Here is a 17,893-nt window from a genome sequence, read left to right as displayed (position 1 = left end):
GACACGTTTTGTAACACTTGGCGGGCGCCCGCTAGCCAAGACGTCCGGGATCGTTCATGCTTAGCTATGACCTCAATGTCGAGCCAGTACCGGATCATCGCGGTCTGCACCGGAAACATCTGCCGGTCTCCGATGGCCGAACTCATGCTGGCGGAGGCATTCCGGGCCGAGCACCTTGCCGAGGTCGTCATCGATTCCGCCGGCACCACCGCGTATGAGGCCGGCCGGCCCATCGACCCCCGGGCCGCACGCAAACTCACAGCCCAGAACATCGTTTCGGACCGCCACATGGCACGCGAATGGCGCCGCGAATGGTTCGCCAGCCGGGACCTGATCCTGGCCCTCGACGTCGACCACTACGGCTGGCTCCGTCAGGCGGCACCGGACCGGGACGCCCTGGCCAAAATCCGCATGCTCCGCAGCTTCGACCCCGCCGTGGCGGACAAGGACCCGCTGGAGCAGGGCATCGAGGACCCCTGGTACGGCGGCCACGCCGACTTCGAGGCCACCTGGGACCTCATCCGGGCCTCCGTTCCGGGGATTGTGCAGCACGTCCGCACCCAACTTGAACGGCGGGACGGGCAACATCACGGCAATGAAGGGCAACGGGTACGCTCTATTTCATGAGCCCAGCACCCGTCATCATCGCAATCGACGGGCGGTCCGGCTCCGGCAAGACCACCCTGGCCATCGAACTGGCGGCGCGGCTCAGGGAACACCACAAGGTCTCGCTCTTCCACCTGGAGGACATCTATCCCGGCTGGAACGGGCTTGCGGCCGGGATCGAACGCTACGTCACCACCGTCCTTGCGCCCCTGCGACGCGGGGAGAACGCGGAATGGGTCAGCTGGGACTGGGAGCGGCACTACGACGGCGAGGCCCGCACCACGCGACCGGCAGAAATTGTCCTGGTGGAGGGCGTCGGCGCCGCCGCGGCGGCGGCGCACCCGATGCTGGACGCCGTGATCTGGGCGGATTCCTCCGACTCCGAACGCCGGGCCCGGGCGCTGGCCCGGGACGGCGACACCTATGAACCGTACTGGGACCAATGGGCCGCCCAGGAAGCCGAGTGGCTGGCCGGCGACGACGTCCCGGCCCGCGCGGATGTGCACGTGCTCAACCGGGCCGACGGCACCGCCCCGGACGACGTCCTGCAGGCCCTGCAGTACCTTCCCGCCGTCGCCCCCGCCCTGCTGCCCGAGCTCGCCGCCCGGCGCGGCCTGCAGTTGCGCGCAGAACGGATCGACGCCGAACCGGAGGCCGCCCAGCTGTTCGCGGCGCTCTTCGGCGGATCGCCCAACGCCGTGTGGCTCGACTCCTCGCTGGACCCGGCAGGCCTCGCCCCGGAGGCCGCGGAGCGGAGCCGCTTCAGCATCCTGGCCGACGACGGCGGCCGCTTCGGCCAGACCGTCCGGCACAGTTCCGGACAGACCCTCATCAGTACGGGCCAGGCCACCGTGACCACCGACGGCCCGTTCTTCCGGTGGCTGGACGGCGCGTGGGGGCGCCGTGCGCTCCGTGCACCGGAAGCGTACCCGTGCGAATTCGCCCTGGGCTGGCTCGGGTACCTGGGCTATGAGCTCAAGCGTGAAACCGGCGGCACTGACGTGGCCGCCAGCACGCCGGACGCGTGCCTGATCTTCGCCGGCCGCGCCGTGGTCCTTGACCATGCCGAGGGCACGGCATGGCTGCTGACCCTGGAATCCCCCGACGCCGACGGCTGGCTCGAGGCGGCCCGTGCGGCCGTCGCCGCGGCCGCCCCGGCGTCTCGGGCGCAGGCCTCCCCCGCACCGGACTCCCCGGCGCCGGACGTCACCGGCCGCCACGCCGCACCGCCGGCCGCCCCTCTCTTCACCGGCCGGGACACGGAAACCGGCTACAAGGCCAAGGTCGCCGAGGCACAGCGCGAGATTGCCGAAGGCAACACGTATGAGGTCTGCCTGACCACGGCGCTCACCGCGGCCTCGCCCGAAGGCTCGCAGGGCCCGGAGCCGTGGCAGACCTACCTGGACCTGCGGAGCCGCAACCCGGCCCCTTTCGCCAGCTACCTGCGGTTCGGCGGGCTCGCCGTGGCGAGCACCTCGCCGGAGCGTTTCCTGCAGATCGCCGCGGACGGCAGGATGCGGGCCGAACCGATCAAGGGCACGCGCCGTCGGGATGCCGATCCAGGCACGGACGCCGCCCTGCGCCGGGAACTGGCGTCTTCGGCCAAGGACCGCGCGGAAAACATCATGATCGTGGACCTGCTGCGCAACGACCTCAGCCACTTCGCCGTCCCGGGGTCGGTGTCCGTCAGCCGGCTGTGTGCGATCGAGAGCTACGCCACCGTGCACCAGATGGTGAGCACCATCGATGCCCAGTTGCGGCCTGGGCTGCCGCGGGCCGAGGCTGTCGCCGCCTGCTTCCCCGCCGGTTCCATGACCGGCGCCCCGAAGGTCAGCACCATGGCCATCCTGGACCGGCTGGAGGCCGCGCCGCGGGGCGTGTACTCCGGCGCGATCGGCTACTTCTCCCTCAGCGGCGCCGCGGACCTTTCCGTGGCGATCCGGACCCTGGTGATCACCGCGCGCGGCGACGGCACGGCGGAGCTGAGTCTCGGCGTCGGCGGCGCCGTCACCGCCGACTCCTCCCCGCAGGAGGAGTATGAGGAAGTCCGGACCAAGGCCTTCGGCGTGCTCTCGGCGCTGGGCGCCGAGTTCCCCCAAGGCTGAGTGCCGCGTTTGCCCTGTAGGGCCCGTCCGGATCGGCGCGGGCAAGGAAAAGGTCCCACCGGTTCGGACCGGTGGGACCTTTTTGCGGCGCCCATGCCGCCTGGTGCGGAAGGACTATCCGACCTTGCCGGCCAAGGCCACCAGCACACCGGCGGTTGCGAAATGTTTGTTGCTGCCCAGGTCGCGAACGGTCTTGATTCCCATGCTCGCGAGCATTTCGTCGTGCTTTTCGGTGAGTCCGGCAAGCGCTGAGGGCGGTGCGTCGAGAACTTCATCGAGGGTTGCGTTCTCGTAGGCCTTATCGAGTGCCTTGCCCAATTCAATGGAAACAGCCATGTTGATTTCCTTTCATCGATGCGGAACAACAGCACACCCGAGACGGCCCCCGCATATGCAGGAATGGGCATGCACGGACGCCGAATCCTCCCCGCGCCCCTGCCAGATACGCTATCGCAGAGCCACCAACAAAACATCTAAATTCATCATCAGATTTACCGCGCTAAACGGCCAGAATGGGACTTCGCGTTCCGGGGGGCTAGTGGCGCCGCTCCTGTTGCAGGGAGTCGCGCTGCAGAGAGTCGCGGATTTCGGTGAGCAAAGCGATCTGCGGATCTTCCGCCGCCTCTTCCTTGACCTCCGGGTTGATTCCCAGGCGCCTGTTGCGTCGTTCCACCATGTGGTTCATCGGCACAACAATGACGAAGTAGATGGCCGCGGCCACCAGAACGAAGTTGACGATCGCGGTGAGCAGCACACCGAATTTGATGTCGTTTCCGTTCAGGGTCACGACGGCGAAACTGTCGAAGTTAGGCGAGCCGACCAGGGCAGCAATGAACGGCATGAGGACACTCTGGACTAGGGCCGTGACGACGGTGCCGAAAGCCGCACCAATCACGACGGCGACGGCAAGGTCTACGACGTTGCCCTTCATTATGAAATTCTTGAATCCGGTCAACATAACGCTCAAGCTACCCCATGCTGACGCGGCATCGATGACCTGGAGCTAAATATCCGGTGACGCCGTTATGGCTGGAATTCCTGCACCCCGGATTTTCCCGGGAATCGGTTGCCCGACCGAATCTCGATTACCAGACTCACGCGAACGCTTTGGCTACTGCAGGGTTGCGCTCAGCCGGGCCACATTGTCCACATATTTGACCTTCATGGGACGTTTCATCCAGTCCTCCAGCAAAAGTTCGTGCGAGATGCTGCGGTAGGTGTCCTCCACGGCGCGGATCCGCTGCACAATGTCCTCGCCGAGGAGCATCACAGAGACCTCGAGGTTCAGCGAGAAGGAACGCATGTCCATGTTGCTGGAGCCGAGCACGGCCACCTCGTTGTCGATGGTGAAGTGCTTGGCGTGCAGCACGAAGGGCGCCTTGTACAGGTAGATCCGCACGCCTGCCTCGAGCAGGGCCTGGTAGTACGACTGCTGCGCGTGGTGGACAAGGAACTGGTCTCCCTTTTCCGAAACGAAAAGCTCCACCTCGACGCCGCGCTGCGCCGCCGTCGTCACTGCGTAGAGCAGCGAGTCGTCCGGGACGAAGTACGGGCTGCAGAGCGAGACCTTATGCTGAGCCGAGTAGATCAGGGTGTTGAAGAGCCGCAGGTTGTTCTCGGTGATGAACCCGGGGCCGCTGGGGACCACCTGGGCCGTGATGTTTCCGGGGTGGGACTCCGGCTGGTGTTCGAGCTGCTCCTCAAGGGATTCGTCGGTTTCGCTGAGCCAGTCGGTCGCGAAGACCACGTTCAAGGTGGTGACAATGGGCCCGCGCAGGCACGCCATGAGCTCCACCCATTCGCGGCCGACCTTGCGGTGCTTGGGATTGTTGTAGGACGGCTCGATCAGGTTCTGCGATCCGGTGAAGGCGATCTCGCCGTCGATCACCATGATCTTGCGGTGATTGCGCAGATCCGGGCGGCGCCACTGGCCGTGCACCGGGCGCAGCGGCAGCATGGGCCGCCAGCGGATCTTGCTGGCGTTGAGCCGGGCCTTCAGCTGGCGGTAGCCCTTGATCCGGAGCGTGCCGAGGTGGTCGAAGAGGACGCGGACCTCGACGCCGCGCTCCGCCGCCTCCTCCAGTGCGGTGAGCAGGTCGTCGGTGACGTGGTCCGTGCTCATGATGTAGAACTCGGCGTTGACGAAGGACTTGGCGCCGCGGACCGCCTCGGCCATGGCCTTGATCGAGTCGGGGTAGCCGGGCAGCAGCTCCACGCTGTTGCCGTCCACCATGGGCAGGGATCCCAGCGTCTTGTTCAGTTCGGCGGCCGATGCCACCCATTCCGGTCCGCTGTAACGGCTTTCGACAGCCTGCAGTTCCGATGTTCCGGCCCGGATCCGGGTGTTGACCGCGTCCTGCTGGGCGCGGCGGCGGCGGGAGAGCCGGAAATTGCCGAACAGCAGGAACAGGATCAGGCCCAGCGTGGGCCAAATGAAGATGCCCAGCAGCCAGGCCATCGCAGTGGTGGGCCGCCGGTTTCCGGGGATGATGCCCAGGGCAAGCACACGGATGGCGACGTCGATCAGGGTCAGGATCAGAACCGCCCACGACGGTAAAGTTTCCGCCAGCGGAAATGGCCACAGCACAGGCGAACCCCTCAAAGTACAAAGCCCGCGGAACAGTTCCGGAACGGGCAACGAGCAAATCCTATCCCGGGACCACCGCGACTAAGCTGGAGCCATGACCATTCCCGCCTCTGTTCCCGCGCCCGCGACCGTGCTGGTGTTCCTCGACCCGGCGTTCGACGGCGGCCGTGTTGCCGACGCGTCGAAACCGCAACTGATGGCCACGGACCTGGGCGCCACCCGCGGCGACGGCGTTTTCGAATCGCTGCTGGCCGTGGGCGGCAGGCCCCGCAAGATCCAGGCGCACCTGACCCGGCTGGCGAGCTCGGCCCGGCTGCTGGAGCTGAATATCCCTGCCGGGGACCGCTGGCGGCGGGCGGTGGAAACGGCCATCGCTGAGTTCCGGCGGCAGGATCCCGCCGTGGCTGCCGGAGGTGAAAAGGACGAGGTAGTGGTTAAGCTGATCGTCACCCGCGGCCCGGAGGGCGCTTCGGCCCCCACCTGCTGGGTCCAGGCCTCTGCGCCCGCAGCTTCGGGCCGCCGGCAGCGCGAGACCGGAGTTGACGTCATCCTGCTGGATCGGGGCTACGACAGCGAAGTCGGCGAGCGCGCCCCCTGGCTCCTGCTTGGCGCCAAGACCCTCTCCTACGCCGTGAACATGGCAGCGCTGCGCTACGCCCACCAGCAGGGCGCCGACGACGTCATCTTCACGTCCGCGGACGGCCGGGTCCTGGAGGGGCCGACGTCGACCGTTCTGCTGGCCCACCTCGAAACCGAGGACGACGGCGCTGGCGGCGTCCGCACGGTCCGGCGGCTCATCACCCCGCAGCTGGACAGCGGCATCCTGCCGGGCACCTCACAAGGTGCCCTGTTCACCGCCGCCAAGGCCGCCGGCTGGGAGCTGGGCTACGGCCCGCTGGAGCCCAAGGACCTGCTGGACGCCGACGCCGTCTGGCTGATCTCCAGCATCCGGCTGCTGGCGCCGGTGAACCACATCGACGGCCAGGAAATCGGCACCCCGGAACTGCGGCGCCAGCTCACGGCCGAACTCAGCGAGCTGTTCTCCACGATCGAATAGCGAGCGGGGTCAGATACGGGCGCCGCAGCAAGGCCTGAAGACCCTGTCCGGTACAGGGGGCAAGTGGGACGATCCATCCATGAGCTTGAGCCAGGAACAGTCCGCGCGGGAGCAACGCCTGCAGGAGACCCGGCTTAGACGCGAACCGTACATTGGGGCGCGCGAGCCCTCACCGTCCTGTCCGTAGGGCAGACGGTCATTAACCCGGCTGAGCTGGTCCCGTAAAGCGCTTCGGCGCGGGGTTCGGCCTGGCCCAGAGGTGTATGTCCAGAGGTGTATGTACTGCGGAAGTGGCCCCTGACCACGTGCCGCACAGCTGCGGACAGTCATCGGCAGCATTCAGGGAATCGCCCTCTCGCAACGAACGGCAGTCCAATGGATCAGGCAACCCTCGTTGGCTTCGCATTCGGCTATCTGGCAACCCTCATCGTCGTTTTCATCTTGTGTTTGCCCTTCACCACCGGATTGGTGCTGCTCATGCTCCTGGCCGGCGCCGTGCGGCTCATCCTCTTCCTGGCGACCGCCCTGACCGTCGGGCTGATCGGGTTATTCAAGAGCGCCCGCAGCAGCCTGCGCAGGAGCACCCACGGGGCCCGGCACGGTTCCGACCTCATCACGCACTGACCGGAGAATCGGCGACGGGGCGCGCACACTGCGTCCGGGCCGGCCGGTGCCGGCGCCTCAGCCCAGTGCGTCCGCGGGAACAGCCGGGCACCGCCGGAAAGAGGCCGGATTGAACGCCGGGAGCATGAAGGTTGCCAACACGGCGTCGAGCATTTCCGGGGCCCAGGTGCTGTTCTCCCCGAGGGTCGCGCACACGCCCAGGACCACGGGGGTGCCGTCCGCGCGGCGCCGGATCTGGACCTGCGCGGGCCCGGTCAGCCCGAGGGTTCGGACGGCGGCCAGCCCCAGCTTCCGCACGTCCCCGGCCTGGCCCGCCGGTACCCTGCGGCTGACCTCGTCGCTGCCGGCTCGTCCATACGGAGTTTTCGTCTTCTCGAGAACCACGGCCACAGGCGCCATCGCGTTGCGCGCCGGAGTGCCGAACACCAGGCACACGTAGTCGGCGCCCGGGATGAACTCCTGGACAATTTGCCCGGCCGGCATGTTCCTCCAGCTCACGGTGGCGGTTCCGGCCAGCACGTGGACACCGTGGGAGCCTTTGAAGACCCTCGGCTTGATGACCACGGGGCCGCTGAGGCCGGCGAGCGATGCCGGCGCGGCGGCGAGGTCGCCCGGGACCCCGAACCGGGGCACCGGAATGCCGGCTGCCTGCAGCGCCCAGGTGGTGAACAGTTGATCATTGGCCAGGGCCACCGCCGCAGGGTCGCCCACGATGATCCGCACGTCCTGGGCGAATCCGCCACGGGCCGCGGCCAGGACCGGAAGCTCCACGGTGAGCGTCGGAATGATGAGGTTGATGGCTTCCCGGTCAACCAGCCGGCGCAGGTCCAGGATCATGTCCGGGTCCGTCGCCGGCAGGAGCCTCACCGCCGCGGTGGCGGGAACGTCTCCGTCCTGGCGGGTGTCGGCACGGGCGTCGGAGCCCAGATACGGAAGGCCGCGGGCTTCGAGCTGGGCCGCGACGGTCCGGCCGGCAGCGCTTGCTATCCCGGTAACCAGTATTCGCGGGCCCACGATCGCTCCATTCCGGCGTCCCCGGCAGGGCCGCGGCTGCGGCTCCGGCGGTTCCAGCCACCGATTTGCTGACAACTTATGAGTAGAAAGACGGTTCGATTGGGGGACGGCTTGATTCACGGACTGGGCGAATCAGCTGCTCCGGCCGACGCGTCAGACCTGTCCTCCTAGTAGACGGCGAATGGTCCCGGCCAGCACGAGTGGGCGGTACCCGAAACTGGAGCCCGCTACTACTTGTCCGGGTGGTCCGGAGTGCCCCATTTGATCCACCAGCCGGAGCCGGCCGGCGCTTCCCCGTGGTCAGGGTCCGGTTACGGAACATGACGACGGCGGCGGTGCGGGCCGGCGTCGCAGGTGTTACGTTTTTGGGGAGTAATGAGAACCGGCGCCAAGCCCTGACTGGCCGGTCGGCAACCCTCCCTTTCGCGGCGGGGTGCCTCAGGTGAATACTCGGCATATCGACCATTCGAGCTGCAAGCGTGAAGAGGAGATCCGTCGTGCCCGACACGTCCACCCCTGCCATACCCAGTACTACCGCTGCCCCCAATGCAGCCCCCAGCGCCCCCAGCGCCGGCGAGGAAAAGCTCGCCTACCGCCTCTTCACGGGGGCCGATGACCGCGCCTTCTGCGAGCGGGTGTCGGCAGCCCTGGCCGAGGGCTATGTGCTGCACGGAAGCCCGGCCGCCAGCTTCAACGGCAGCACCGTGATCGTGGCGCAGGCGGTGGTCCTGCCGGCCGCGATTGCGAGCGCGGACGCCGCCGTGGCCAATGCAGTCGATGAGCTCGACGCCGACGAGTTTGGCGCCGATGAAGCATTCGAGGGCCACGCGTGAGCTACGCCGGAGACCTCAGCCCGCAGGAGGCGTGGGCGAAGCTGGAGGCCGGAGCCATTCTGGTGGATGTCCGGACCGAGGACGAATGGGCCCACATCGGCATCCCGGACACTGCGTCCGCAGGCGAAAAGCCGAACGATCCGCTCTTCATCCAGTGGAATGTCGCCGGGGGCGCCCCGAACCCGCTCTTCGTGGAGCAGCTGAGGCGGCAGGCACCGGAGGACACCGGCGTCGAACTGGTGTTCCTGTGCCGCTCCGGCGCCCGGTCGATCGCCGCCGCGACGGCCGCGACGGCCGCCGGCTACACCGCGTACAACGTTCTTGAGGGCTTCGAAGGCGAGACCGACCGCTTTGGCGAACGCACCGTCAACGGCTGGAAGAACCGCGGCCTGCCCACCAACCTTGGAAAGATTTAAGTGACTTTCAACCCCGACGCCGCCAGCTGGGCCGCCGACACGCAGGCTGTCCGCGGCGGCCTTGACCGCACCGGATTCCAGGAAACCACCGAGCCGATCTTCCTCAACTCGGGGTTCGTCTACGAGTCCGCCGCCGCCGCCGAGCGCGCCTTCACCGGCGAGGACGAGCGATTCGTCTACTCCCGCTACGGCAACCCGTCCGTCGCCACCTTCCAGGAGCGGCTCCGGCTGCTCGAGGGAACGGAGGCATGTTTTGCGACGGCGTCCGGCATGTCCGCCGTCTTCACCGCTCTCGGTGCGCTGTTGGCGGCCGGCGACCGCGTGGTCGCCGCCCGCTCGCTGTTCGGCTCGTGCTTTGTGATCCTCAACGAGATCCTGCCGCGCTGGGGTGTCGAGACGGTCTTCGTGGACGGCCCGGACCTGGAGCAGTGGGAATCTGCTCTGTCAGAGCCGACTACGGCGGTGTTCTTCGAGTCGCCGTCGAACCCCATGCAGGAACTCGTAGACATCGCCGCCGTGAGCCAGCTGGCGCACGCGGCGGGCGCCACGGTGGTGGTCGACAACGTCTTCGCCACACCGCTGCTGCAGCGTTGCGGGGACCTCGGCGCTGACGTGATCGTCTACTCGGGCACCAAACACATCGACGGCCAGGGACGCGTGCTCGGCGGGGCGATCCTGGGGACCAAGGAATTTATTGACGGTCCCGTCAAGCAGCTCATGCGGCACACCGGCCCTGCGCTCTCCGCGTTCAACGCCTGGGTGCTCACCAAGGGCCTGGAGACCATGGCCCTGCGCGTCAACCATTCCTCGGCCTCGGCACTGCGGCTGGCCGAATGGCTCGAGGGGCAGCCCGCGGTAAGTTGGGTGAAGTACCCGCTGCTGCGCTCCCACCCGCAGCACAAGCTCGCGGTGAAGCAGATGAAGGCCGGCGGCACCGTGCTCACGCTGGAGCTTTCGCCTTCCCAGGGACGCACCGCGAAAGAGGCAGCCTTTGCGCTGCTGGACGCGCTGCGGATCATCGACATCTCCAACAACCTTGGCGACGCGAAGTCCCTGATCACGCACCCGGCCACGACGACGCACCGCGCGATGGGCCCCGAAGGCCGCGCGGCAATCGGGCTCAGCGACGGCGTGGTCAGGCTTTCGGTGGGCCTGGAGGACGTGGAGGACCTGATCCGGGACCTCGGCCAGGCGCTCAAGCAGGTCTAGCGCTCATACGGGTATCTCACCGCCGGGTTGCCGGCGCCGTCAGCCCCGGCGCACCGGGCCCAGGGACGAACCCTCGTCCACCCGGGGCTCGGGAATGGCGCCCTGCGCGGTCATTTCGACGGCCCGTTCGACGACGGCGGGCAGCCCGCCTACCCGGAACGGCCCGCGCTGCAGTTGCGAACCGGTGCCCTCCGCCAGGATCCGGGCGACCCCGTCCCGGACCAGGTCCAGCTCGCCCTGCTCCTGGAGCACGGGGGCCACAAAGTCCACGAGGGCCCAGACCACGTCCGTGGCCGGGGCCGGGGTGAAGGTGCCGAAGTCCAGCAGCTCCCCGCGGAGCCCGCAGTTGCTGGCCTGCCAGGCGGCCATCCGCAGCAGCAGCGTGGGCACCGGGGCCGGATCGACGCCGTCGTTCCATTCCCGCGACGCCGACTCCACGAGGGCGCGCACCAGCACGGCGATCAGCGCCGCGTCCTCGGCCCGCAGGCAGACATCGGCGACCCGGACCTCCACGGTGGGATGCTGGCGGGCCAGCCGAGCGTCGAAATAGACCATCCCCTCGTCCATCAGAACGCCGCTTTCCACCAGCCGGGTCACCACCCGCCGGTAGACCGGCAGGCTCCCGAAAATCATCGTGGGGCCGGACCCGGGCCAGCGGTTCCACGCCTGGGTGCGGTAGCTTTCGAATCCTGTCTCGGCGCCGTTCCAGTACGGGGAATTGGCGCTGAGGGCTATCAGCACGGCCAGCTTGTCCCGGATCCGGTCCATGACGGCCACGCCCTCCTCCGGGGAATCCACGAAGGTGTGGACGTGCAGGCCGCAGGTCAGCTGGTTTCGGACTGTGAGCCCGAAGCGTTCCTGCATGGTCATGTAGCGCGGCTTGGGCGTCAGGTGGGTCGCGGCGCCCTGGGGCGAGGTGGCCAGGGCTGCGACGCGGCCGCCGTGGACCCGCGCGGCGCGGTCCGCAAGCGCACGGCCGTGCCTGAGCTGCCGGAGCAGTTCGGTGTAGTCCAGGCACGGATGCGTCTGGGTCTCGATCTGTTCGAGCTTGAGCTCGTAGCTGAAGTCGGCGCCGCCCTCGTATACCGGTCTGTGTGGCGGGAGAACCTTGGCGACCTCCTCATGCGGCAGCTGCGGAAGTAGCGTGGGCAGCATGAGATCGGCGAGTGCGAGCAGCATCCCCGACTCGGGATCCACTATCAGCAGTTCTTCCTCCACGCCGAACGTGCGCATGAATCTATTGTGCGTCAGGATCGGCCGAAACGCCCCTAGACCAACGCGGGGTCACTAGTCCTGGAAGTAGTCGATCTTCGCGCCGATGGTGTTGAGCCGCTCGGCCAGGTCCTCGTAGCCGCGCTCAATGACATAGATGTTCCGCAGCTCCGAGACGCCGCGTGCCGCCAGCATGGCCAGCAGCAGGCAGGCGGCGGGGCGGAGGGCCGGCGGGCAGCCCACCTCGGCGGCACGCCACTTGGTGGGCCCGTTGACGTAGATACGGTGGGGATCGAGCAGCTGCACCTGGGCGCCCAGCTTGTTCAGCTCGGTCAGGTAGATGGCCCGGTTCTCGTAGACCCAGTCGTGGATCATGGTCTGGCCGTGGGCGTTGGCAGCGATCACCGCGAAGAAGGGCAGGTTGTCGATGTTCAGGCCGGGGAACGGCATGGGGTGGATCTTGTCCTCCGGTGCCCGCAGCTCCGAGGGCTTGGTGGTGACATCCACCAGGCGGGTGCGGCCGTTGCGGGCAACGTATTCCCCGGAGACCTCGAGCCGCTGGCCCATCTGTTCGAGCGTCGCGAGTTCGATTTCCATGAACTCGATCGGCACCCGGCGGATGGTGACTTCCGAGTTCGTCACGATGCCGGCGGTGATGAGGCTCATCGCCTCGATCGGGTCCTCGGACGGGAAGTATTCGATGTCGGCGTCGATCGACGGGCGGCCGGTGATCTGCAGCGTGGTGGTGCCGACCCCCGCGATTTCCACGCCGAGCATCTGCAGGTAGAAGCAGAGATCCTGCACCATGTAGTTGGGGCTGGCGTTGCGGATGACGGTGGTGCCGCGGCGGTGGGCTGCGGCCATGATGGCGTTCTCGGTGACGGTGTCGCCGCGTTCGCTCAGCACGAAGGAGCGGTCATGGCCGTCCGACGGCGGGGCCTGGACCGCGTAGAACCCGGACTTCGCCTCCACGCTCAGGCCGAACTGGCGCAGCGCCTGCATGTGCGGCTGCACGGTGCGGGTGCCGAGGTCGCAGCCGCCGGCGTAGGGCAGCTGGTAGGTTTCGGCCTCGTCCAGCAGCGGGCCCAGGAGCATGATGACGCTGCGGGTCCGGCGGGCGGCCTCCACGTCCATGGATGCCAGGTCCAGGACCGCGGGGCGGCGGATCTGGAGGTCGTTGGCGTTGAGCCAGGTGCATTCGACGCCGATGCTGGTCAGCACCTCCACGATCCGGTTGACTTCCTCAATCCGGGCGAGCCGCCGCAGCGTGGTGGTGCCGCGGTTAATGAGGCTGGCGCACAAGAGCGCGACGCCGGCATTCTTGCTGCTGTTGACGTCCACCGCGCCGGAGAGGGTGCGGCCGCCCTCGACACGCAGGTGCGTCATCTGGGGCCGGCCCACCTTGACGATGCTGTGCCCGACGATCGCCTCCAGGCGCTGGATCATCTTCAGGCTCAGGTTCTGCTTGCCCTGTTCCATCCGGGCGATGGCGCTCTGGCTCGTGCCGAGCTCGGCGGCGAGTTGTCCCTGGGTCCAGCCCTTGGCCCCGCGGGCTTCGCGGAGCAGGAGGCCTACGTGTTCAGCAGTCGGTTGAGTCATTTCCCGAAAATATCACGCATGAGCTACGCCTTGCCGCAATTGCGGCCGGAATGGCGCCAATCTCACACAAATACCCGAACCATGCGATAACCGCCGACCTGCACAGCAAAAACCGCTGATCTGCGGCGGGCCGTGCCGGCTGGGCCGGCTACTGGCGGGCGAGGAAAACGAGGTTCCAAGTGCCCGCGCCGAGGGCCGCTGCGACGGCGGCTGCCGCGATACCGAGCCCGCCCAGGAGCACCCACGCGTCGAGCCCGCTGAACGTGGACGGCCTGGCCCAGGTGCGGGCGGCGCCGCCGAACCCGCGCGCCTCCATGGTCACCGCAAGCCGGGACGCGCTCCGGATCGCCTGCACCAGCAGGCCGAAACTCTGGCCCAGGGCTGCGCGGAACCGCTGGTAGGGGTTCCCGCTCGAGCCCACGCCCCGGGCCCGCCGGGCCATGCCGATCGTCTGCCACTGCTCGGCCATGATCCCGACCAGCCGCATGGCGGCCAGGGTGCCCAGCACGAACCGGTGCGGCAGTTTTGCGTTCTGGGCCAGGGCGTCGGCGAGGTCGGTGGGGTCGGTGCAGCTCATCAGCAGCACCGCCGGCAGTGCGATCGCGAGCCCGCGGAGCATGAACCCGATCCCCAGCTGCAGGGAGCCGGCGCTGATGGACCAGATCCCGGCGTCGACGAGGATGGACCCTGCGTCGGGCGCAAGGATGGCGGTGCTCCAGCCGCCCAGCGCCGCCGCGAGGATCAGCGGCCAGCCGCGCTGCCACAGCAAGGCCAGGGTGAGGCCGGCCAGCGGCAGGAGCAGCAGTTCGAAGGCCAGGGCCACCGACGCCGAGACCCAGTCGATGGACAGCGCCAGGACAAGGGTGATCAGGAAGACCGCAGCGAACTTGGCGAGCGGGTTGGCTCGGGTCAGCATCGCGTGGTTGCCGCGAATGCTCAGCGTGTCCCTCATGGCGAGGCCCCCTCCGGGAGTTCAAGGTCCGGGCCGGGAGCGTCTGCGGCGGCAGTTTCCCGCGGCCGGAGGCGGAGTTCCGTGCCGCCAAGTACGGCGCTGAATTCGGCGTCGTGCGTCACGGACACGACGGCGGTGCCGGCGTCGAGGAGTTCGGACAGGAATGAGGCGAGCTCGGCCCAGGTGTTGGCGTCCTGGCCGAAAGTGGGCTCGTCCAGGACCAGCACCCGCGGATGCGCCGCGAGCACGGTGGCGACCGACAGGCGCCGCTTCTCGCCGCCGGAGAGCGTGTAGGGGTTGGCGTCGACGAGTTCCGTCAGCCGCAGCCGTTCCAGCAGCTCAGCGACGCGGTCTTCGCCGTAGCCGAGGTGGCGGGGACCGAACATGAGCTCATCGAGGACCCTGCCGGTGACGAATTGGTGCTCGGGCTCCTGGAACACGGTACCTATCCTGGCGATCAGCTGCTGGGCCTTCCRCCGGTACGGGTCAGTTCCGGCGCCGCCCGCGCCGCCCGCGGCACCCGCGCCGGCGCCGCCGCTGGGGCCCGCGCTGAGACCGCCGCTGAGCGCAGGCGCGGCCGAGACCGTCCCCGCAACGGGCCGCAGGAGACCGGCGAGCGTCAGCGCCAGGGTGGACTTCCCCGAGCCGTTCGGCCCCGTGATGGTCAGGGCCTCCCCGGCACGGACCTGGGCACATACCCCGGACTGGACCGGACGCGGCGCAATCGTGCGGAAGCGCTCGCGCAGCCCGGCCCGCCGCGGCCGCTCGCGGGACACCGCGAGGCCTTCCGCCTCCAGCAGGAGCTGACCTGTGCCGGGCGCCTGCCGTCGCGCCCGCGTTGCCGGCACGTGGCCCGGGACCCACACGCCGGCACCGATGAGCATGTCCCGCGCCTGGGCCAGGACCCGGTCCGGCGGCCCGTCGATCAGGACCGCGGAGTCCGTGGCGGAGCCGGGCTGGAGCACCACGATCCGGTCAACCAGGTCCTTCCAGACTGCCACCCGGTGCTCCACGACCACCAGGGTGGCGCCGGTCTTGTCCAGGCAGCGGCCCACGGCGTCGCGGACCTCCAGGACGCCCGCGGGGTCCAGGTTGGCCGTCGGCTCGTCAAGCAGCAGCAGCCCTGGCCGCATCGCGAGGATCCCGGCTAGCGCCAACCRCTGCTTTTGTCCGCCGGAGAGCGCCGACGTGGGATGGTCCAGCGGCAGCCTGCCCAGGCCGACGTCCTCGAGCGCCTCGCCCACCCGCGGCCAGATCTCCTCCGCCGGGACGGCGAGGTTCTCAGCCCCGAAGGCGACGTCGTCGCCGAGGCGGGACAGCACCACCTGCGTTTCCGGGTCCTGCTGCACCAGCCCGGCGCGGCCGCGCTGCGCCCGCGGCGGGGCCCCGTCGATCAGCAGGCTTCCCGTCTCGTCGGAATCTTCGGCGTCGCCGGAGTCGCCGGAAGGCCCGGCTGCGCCGTCCCCCAGCACGCCGGCCAGGGCGTGGAGCAGCGTCGATTTGCCGGCGCCGGAGGGGCCCAGCAGGAGCACGCGCTCCCCCGGCCGGATGTCCAGGTCAAGGCCGCTGACCGCGGGCCGGGGCCTTCCGGCGTGCCGCCAGCCCCAGCCGCGGGCCGTGACGGCGGCCGGCCTGACTTCCGGTGAAGGTCTCATGAGTCGTCTGCAGGTTTCAGATGTAGGTTCAGCAGTCGGCTCAGGAGAAAACGGGCTCCGTGGCGGCCTTGCGGGAGGCAAAGGAGCCCAGCACGCCTGTCTTGGCCAGGCCTCGGGTGGCGAGCCAGGACAGTCCGCCGGCAATCACAGCACCGGAGATGGTGGTGAAGACGATGTAGGCGAGCTTGTCGCCGGCTTCGTAGGCGATGTTCCAGCCCCACGGCAGGAAGGAATCGTTCAGGCCGCAGAAGAGGCCCGCACCCGCCCCGGCCAGCAGCGATACAGGCAGGTTGAACTTCGTGTAGAGGAAGGCCGCGAAGACCAGCTCCGCGCCAAGGCCCTGCAGCACACCGGAGATCAGCACCGTGGTGCCGTACTGGGAACCCATGATGAGCTCGCCCGTGGCCGCCACGCTCTCGCAGAAGAGCGCCGCACCCGGCTTGCGGATGATGAGCATGCCCAATACGGCCGGAATCATCCAGCCGCCGGCGTAGAGTCCGCTGAGCGGCGGGTAGATGGCGTTGACCGGGGTTGAAATCAGGTTCGCACCCTGGGACCAGGCCCAGAAGATGACGCCGCCGGCAACGGCGATCAAGGCGGCCACCACAATGTCCACCACACGCCAGGTGTAGTTGCGGCGGGCGGCTGGGCGGCTGGTGGAACCATGCTGTGCTGAAATATCTGTCATGTCGTCCTCCTGAGGAACAGGAGGGGAGGATGCTCCGGCCGGGTTCGGCTTCCGCCGCCCTCCGCGCATCCTGAGATCTCGACTCCCTTGCGCCGGTACTAACCGGATCAGGTTCGAGGGTCTGCGGCTGTCCGCACTCTCAGCGCCCACCAGCGGTTTTCCCCGGATTTTTCCGGCGATGCCCGACGGCGGCGCTCCCCTGTCGTAAATTATTCTGCCCTTGTGGGCTGGCTCAGTTTACACCCGGACGGCCGGGTTTTCAGTGGCGTGCCGTCACAATCCGGGGCCGGGCAAAGCCGGTCACCGCGGCCGGGAATTGCCGCTTGGTAGAGTCGACGTGTCGGACACCCGGACCCGCCTGCGGGCGGCCTAGTCACGCACCGGAAAGCTGGACTATTTTGACGCTCACACCAGATCCCTCCGGGGAATACGACCCCGATTCGAGCGAGCCGCAGCCGCAGGGATCCCTCGCGGCGCTCATCGGCCGCGTGCTGGCCGAGATGGAGGCCCTCCAGTTCGCCTCGTTCAGCAAGGACGATGCCCTGGACCTAGGACTCCTCCTCGTCGAGCTGGGCAGGCAACGCTCGCTGCCCATCGCCGTCGACATCACCAAAGGCGAGCAGGTGCTCTTCCACGCCGCGCTGGACGGCGCCACGCCGGATAACGAACGCTGGATCAACGCCAAGAAGCGCACGGCCATGCGGTACGAGGTCCCGTCCCTGCTGGTGGGCCTCCGCGCCCGCGCTGCCGGCGGCAGGATCGAGGACAACGCCTGGTTCGACCAGATGGAGTTCGCCGCGCACGGCGGAGCGTTTCCCATTTACGTCCGCGGCACGGGCGCCGTCGCGGTCGTCACCGTCTCCGGCCTGCCCCAGAAGGCGGACCACGATCTTGTTGTCGAGGCCCTGCGGAACGTCCTCACACCGGAACGCTAGGCTGGGGGTAGCCCCTGTTCCCGCCCCAAGGAGACCGAAGAATGACCATCCTCATCAAGCTGCTCGGCACCGGCGTCAGCCTCGCGGCCGGCTTTGCCGGCACCAAGCTGGTGGACACCATCTGGGAAAAGTCCACGGGCAACAAGCCGCCCAAGGGCCACGACGACGACGTCCCCACCACGCTGCGCACGGCATTGACGTTCGCCCTGATCTCCGCATCGGTCAGCGCCATCATCCAGGTGCTCGCCAACCGCGGCACGCAGCGGGCGATCACCCGCTTCTCCAAAACCCAGGACATCGTCTAGCCGGCCCTGGCTGGACGGACCTGGCTGGGCGGACATCGTCGCGACGGACCTGGCTGGCCCGCCTCCGGATTGGACGCTACGGATTAGGCGCTTCGG

At 68.3% G+C, this 17,893-nt stretch carries 18 protein-coding genes and 2 riboswitches; of the genes, 9 read left to right on the top strand and 9 right to left on the bottom strand.

Annotated elements, in window-relative coordinates:
• The first annotated feature begins 66 nt into the window (after positions 1 to 66).
• Positions 67 to 627 carry a low molecular weight protein-tyrosine-phosphatase gene (locus AB4089_RS12140; RefSeq protein ID WP_441409536.1) on the top strand — a complete coding sequence of 187 codons (561 nt, stop codon included), beginning with the start codon at positions 67 to 69 and terminating at the stop codon, positions 625 to 627.
• Positions 624 to 2,711, top strand: a complete 2,088-nt coding sequence (pabB, locus tag AB4089_RS12135) for an aminodeoxychorismate synthase component I (protein WP_441409535.1) — start codon at positions 624 to 626, stop codon at positions 2,709 to 2,711. The genes AB4089_RS12140 and pabB overlap by 4 nt, the downstream gene beginning before the upstream one ends.
• A gap of 114 nt (positions 2,712 to 2,825) precedes the next feature.
• On the opposite strand, the gene AB4089_RS12130 is transcribed toward pabB, so the two are convergent.
• The 3 genes from AB4089_RS12130 to cls form a co-directional block, all read right to left on the bottom strand.
• Entirely contained in the window at positions 2,826 to 3,047 is a 222-nt protein-coding gene (locus AB4089_RS12130; RefSeq protein WP_441409534.1) for a hypothetical protein, read from the bottom strand.
• Between the two features lie 199 nt (positions 3,048 to 3,246).
• Positions 3,247 to 3,669 carry a large conductance mechanosensitive channel protein MscL gene (gene mscL, locus AB4089_RS12125; protein WP_441409533.1) on the bottom strand — a complete coding sequence of 141 codons (423 nt, stop codon included), beginning with the start codon at positions 3,667 to 3,669 and terminating at the stop codon, positions 3,247 to 3,249.
• Between the two features lie 153 nt (positions 3,670 to 3,822).
• Complete coding sequence (gene cls, locus AB4089_RS12120; protein ID WP_441409532.1) at positions 3,823 to 5,298, bottom strand: cardiolipin synthase; 1,476 nt, start codon at positions 5,296 to 5,298, stop codon at positions 3,823 to 3,825.
• Between the two features lie 94 nt (positions 5,299 to 5,392).
• On the opposite strand from cls, the gene AB4089_RS12115 reads away from it, so the two are divergent.
• Both AB4089_RS12115 and AB4089_RS12110 read left to right on the top strand, forming a co-directional pair.
• Positions 5,393 to 6,355, top strand: coding sequence for an aminodeoxychorismate lyase (locus AB4089_RS12115; protein ID WP_441409531.1), 963 nt, complete (start codon positions 5,393 to 5,395; stop codon positions 6,353 to 6,355).
• A gap of 375 nt (positions 6,356 to 6,730) precedes the next feature.
• The gene (locus AB4089_RS12110; protein ID WP_441409530.1) at positions 6,731 to 6,979 is read left to right on the top strand and encodes a hypothetical protein; all 249 of its coding nucleotides are present in this window, start codon (positions 6,731 to 6,733) and stop codon (positions 6,977 to 6,979) included.
• 57 nt (positions 6,980 to 7,036) lie between these two features.
• Here the strand turns inward: AB4089_RS12110 and AB4089_RS12105 are convergent, their stop codons facing one another.
• On the bottom strand, positions 7,037 to 7,993 hold the full coding sequence (locus AB4089_RS12105) for a hypothetical protein (protein ID WP_441409529.1): 957 nt from the start codon (positions 7,991 to 7,993) through the stop codon (positions 7,037 to 7,039).
• Between the two features lie 371 nt (positions 7,994 to 8,364).
• A riboswitch (SAM riboswitch) is annotated at positions 8,365 to 8,479 on the top strand.
• A 35-nt stretch (positions 8,480 to 8,514) separates the two neighbouring features.
• Here AB4089_RS12105 and AB4089_RS12100 point away from each other — a divergent pair.
• From AB4089_RS12100 to AB4089_RS12090, 3 genes are read left to right on the top strand one after another with little or no spacing between them, the layout of a single operon-like run.
• Positions 8,515 to 8,826: a DUF1737 domain-containing protein gene (locus AB4089_RS12100; RefSeq protein WP_441409655.1), complete on the top strand. Its 312-nt coding sequence runs from the start codon at positions 8,515 to 8,517 to the stop codon at positions 8,824 to 8,826.
• Complete coding sequence (locus tag AB4089_RS12095; protein ID WP_441409528.1) at positions 8,823 to 9,242, top strand: rhodanese-like domain-containing protein; 420 nt, start codon at positions 8,823 to 8,825, stop codon at positions 9,240 to 9,242. Before AB4089_RS12100 ends, AB4089_RS12095 begins: the two co-directional genes overlap by 4 nt.
• Positions 9,243 to 10,451, top strand: a complete 1,209-nt coding sequence (locus tag AB4089_RS12090; protein ID WP_441409527.1) for an O-succinylhomoserine sulfhydrylase — start codon at positions 9,243 to 9,245, stop codon at positions 10,449 to 10,451. It begins immediately after the preceding gene.
• A 39-nt stretch (positions 10,452 to 10,490) separates the two neighbouring features.
• Here the strand turns inward: AB4089_RS12090 and AB4089_RS12085 are convergent, their stop codons facing one another.
• The 5 genes from AB4089_RS12085 to AB4089_RS12065 form a co-directional block, all read right to left on the bottom strand.
• Positions 10,491 to 11,684, bottom strand: coding sequence for a glutamate--cysteine ligase 2 (locus tag AB4089_RS12085; RefSeq protein WP_441409526.1), 1,194 nt, complete (start codon positions 11,682 to 11,684; stop codon positions 10,491 to 10,493).
• A gap of 54 nt (positions 11,685 to 11,738) precedes the next feature.
• Positions 11,739 to 13,262: a UDP-N-acetylglucosamine 1-carboxyvinyltransferase gene (locus AB4089_RS12080; protein ID WP_441409525.1), complete on the bottom strand. Its 1,524-nt coding sequence runs from the start codon at positions 13,260 to 13,262 to the stop codon at positions 11,739 to 11,741.
• A gap of 148 nt (positions 13,263 to 13,410) precedes the next feature.
• Positions 13,411 to 14,214 (bottom strand): energy-coupling factor transporter transmembrane component T family protein, encoded by an 804-nt coding sequence (locus AB4089_RS12075; RefSeq protein ID WP_441409524.1) that lies wholly within the window; start codon positions 14,212 to 14,214, stop codon positions 13,411 to 13,413.
• Positions 14,211 to 15,869 carry an ABC transporter ATP-binding protein gene (locus AB4089_RS12070; RefSeq protein WP_441409523.1) on the bottom strand — a complete coding sequence of 553 codons (1,659 nt, stop codon included), beginning with the start codon at positions 15,867 to 15,869 and terminating at the stop codon, positions 14,211 to 14,213. The genes AB4089_RS12075 and AB4089_RS12070 overlap by 4 nt, the downstream gene beginning before the upstream one ends.
• A 40-nt stretch (positions 15,870 to 15,909) precedes the next feature.
• A complete protein-coding gene (locus AB4089_RS12065; protein WP_441409522.1) occupies positions 15,910 to 16,557 on the bottom strand; it encodes an ECF transporter S component in 648 nt (215 codons plus the stop codon).
• A 66-nt stretch (positions 16,558 to 16,623) separates the two neighbouring features.
• Positions 16,624 to 16,768, bottom strand: a riboswitch (TPP riboswitch).
• A 187-nt stretch (positions 16,769 to 16,955) separates the two neighbouring features.
• On the opposite strand from AB4089_RS12065, the gene AB4089_RS12060 reads away from it, so the two are divergent.
• Both AB4089_RS12060 and AB4089_RS12055 read left to right on the top strand, forming a co-directional pair.
• Positions 16,956 to 17,492: a heme-degrading domain-containing protein gene (locus AB4089_RS12060; RefSeq protein ID WP_441409521.1), complete on the top strand. Its 537-nt coding sequence runs from the start codon at positions 16,956 to 16,958 to the stop codon at positions 17,490 to 17,492.
• Between the two features lie 41 nt (positions 17,493 to 17,533).
• Positions 17,534 to 17,797, top strand: a complete 264-nt coding sequence (locus AB4089_RS12055) for a DUF4235 domain-containing protein (protein ID WP_441409520.1) — start codon at positions 17,534 to 17,536, stop codon at positions 17,795 to 17,797.
• The last annotated feature ends 96 nt before the right edge of the window (positions 17,798 to 17,893 follow it).

The organism is Arthrobacter sp. 2MCAF15 (assembly GCF_052115605.1).
Taxonomy (GTDB): Bacteria; Actinomycetota; Actinomycetes; order Actinomycetales; family Micrococcaceae; genus Arthrobacter.
This window is presented reverse-complemented; position numbering and strand designations above follow the sequence as displayed.

Bases quoted from the DNA above. Each gene is read 5' to 3' on its own strand.
- AB4089_RS12140 (WP_441409536.1), top strand. From the start codon at position 67: ATGACCTCAATGTCGAGCCAGTACCGGATCATCGCGGTCTGCACCGGA.
- pabB (WP_441409535.1), top strand. From the start codon at position 624: ATGAGCCCAGCACCCGTCATCATCGCAATCGACGGGCGGTCCGGCTCC.
- AB4089_RS12130 (WP_441409534.1), bottom strand. From the start codon at position 3,047: ATGGCTGTTTCCATTGAATTGGGCAAGGCACTCGATAAGGCCTACGAG.
- mscL (WP_441409533.1), bottom strand. From the start codon at position 3,669: ATGTTGACCGGATTCAAGAATTTCATAATGAAGGGCAACGTCGTAGAC.
- AB4089_RS12115 (WP_441409531.1), top strand. From the start codon at position 5,393: ATGACCATTCCCGCCTCTGTTCCCGCGCCCGCGACCGTGCTGGTGTTC.
- AB4089_RS12110 (WP_441409530.1), top strand. From the start codon at position 6,731: ATGGATCAGGCAACCCTCGTTGGCTTCGCATTCGGCTATCTGGCAACC.
- AB4089_RS12085 (WP_441409526.1), bottom strand. From the start codon at position 11,684: ATGCGCACGTTCGGCGTGGAGGAAGAACTGCTGATAGTGGATCCCGAG.
- AB4089_RS12080 (WP_441409525.1), bottom strand. From the start codon at position 13,262: ATGACTCAACCGACTGCTGAACACGTAGGCCTCCTGCTCCGCGAAGCC.
- AB4089_RS12075 (WP_441409524.1), bottom strand. From the start codon at position 14,214: ATGAGGGACACGCTGAGCATTCGCGGCAACCACGCGATGCTGACCCGA.
- AB4089_RS12065 (WP_441409522.1), bottom strand. From the start codon at position 16,557: ATGACAGATATTTCAGCACAGCATGGTTCCACCAGCCGCCCAGCCGCC.
- AB4089_RS12055 (WP_441409520.1), top strand. From the start codon at position 17,534: ATGACCATCCTCATCAAGCTGCTCGGCACCGGCGTCAGCCTCGCGGCC.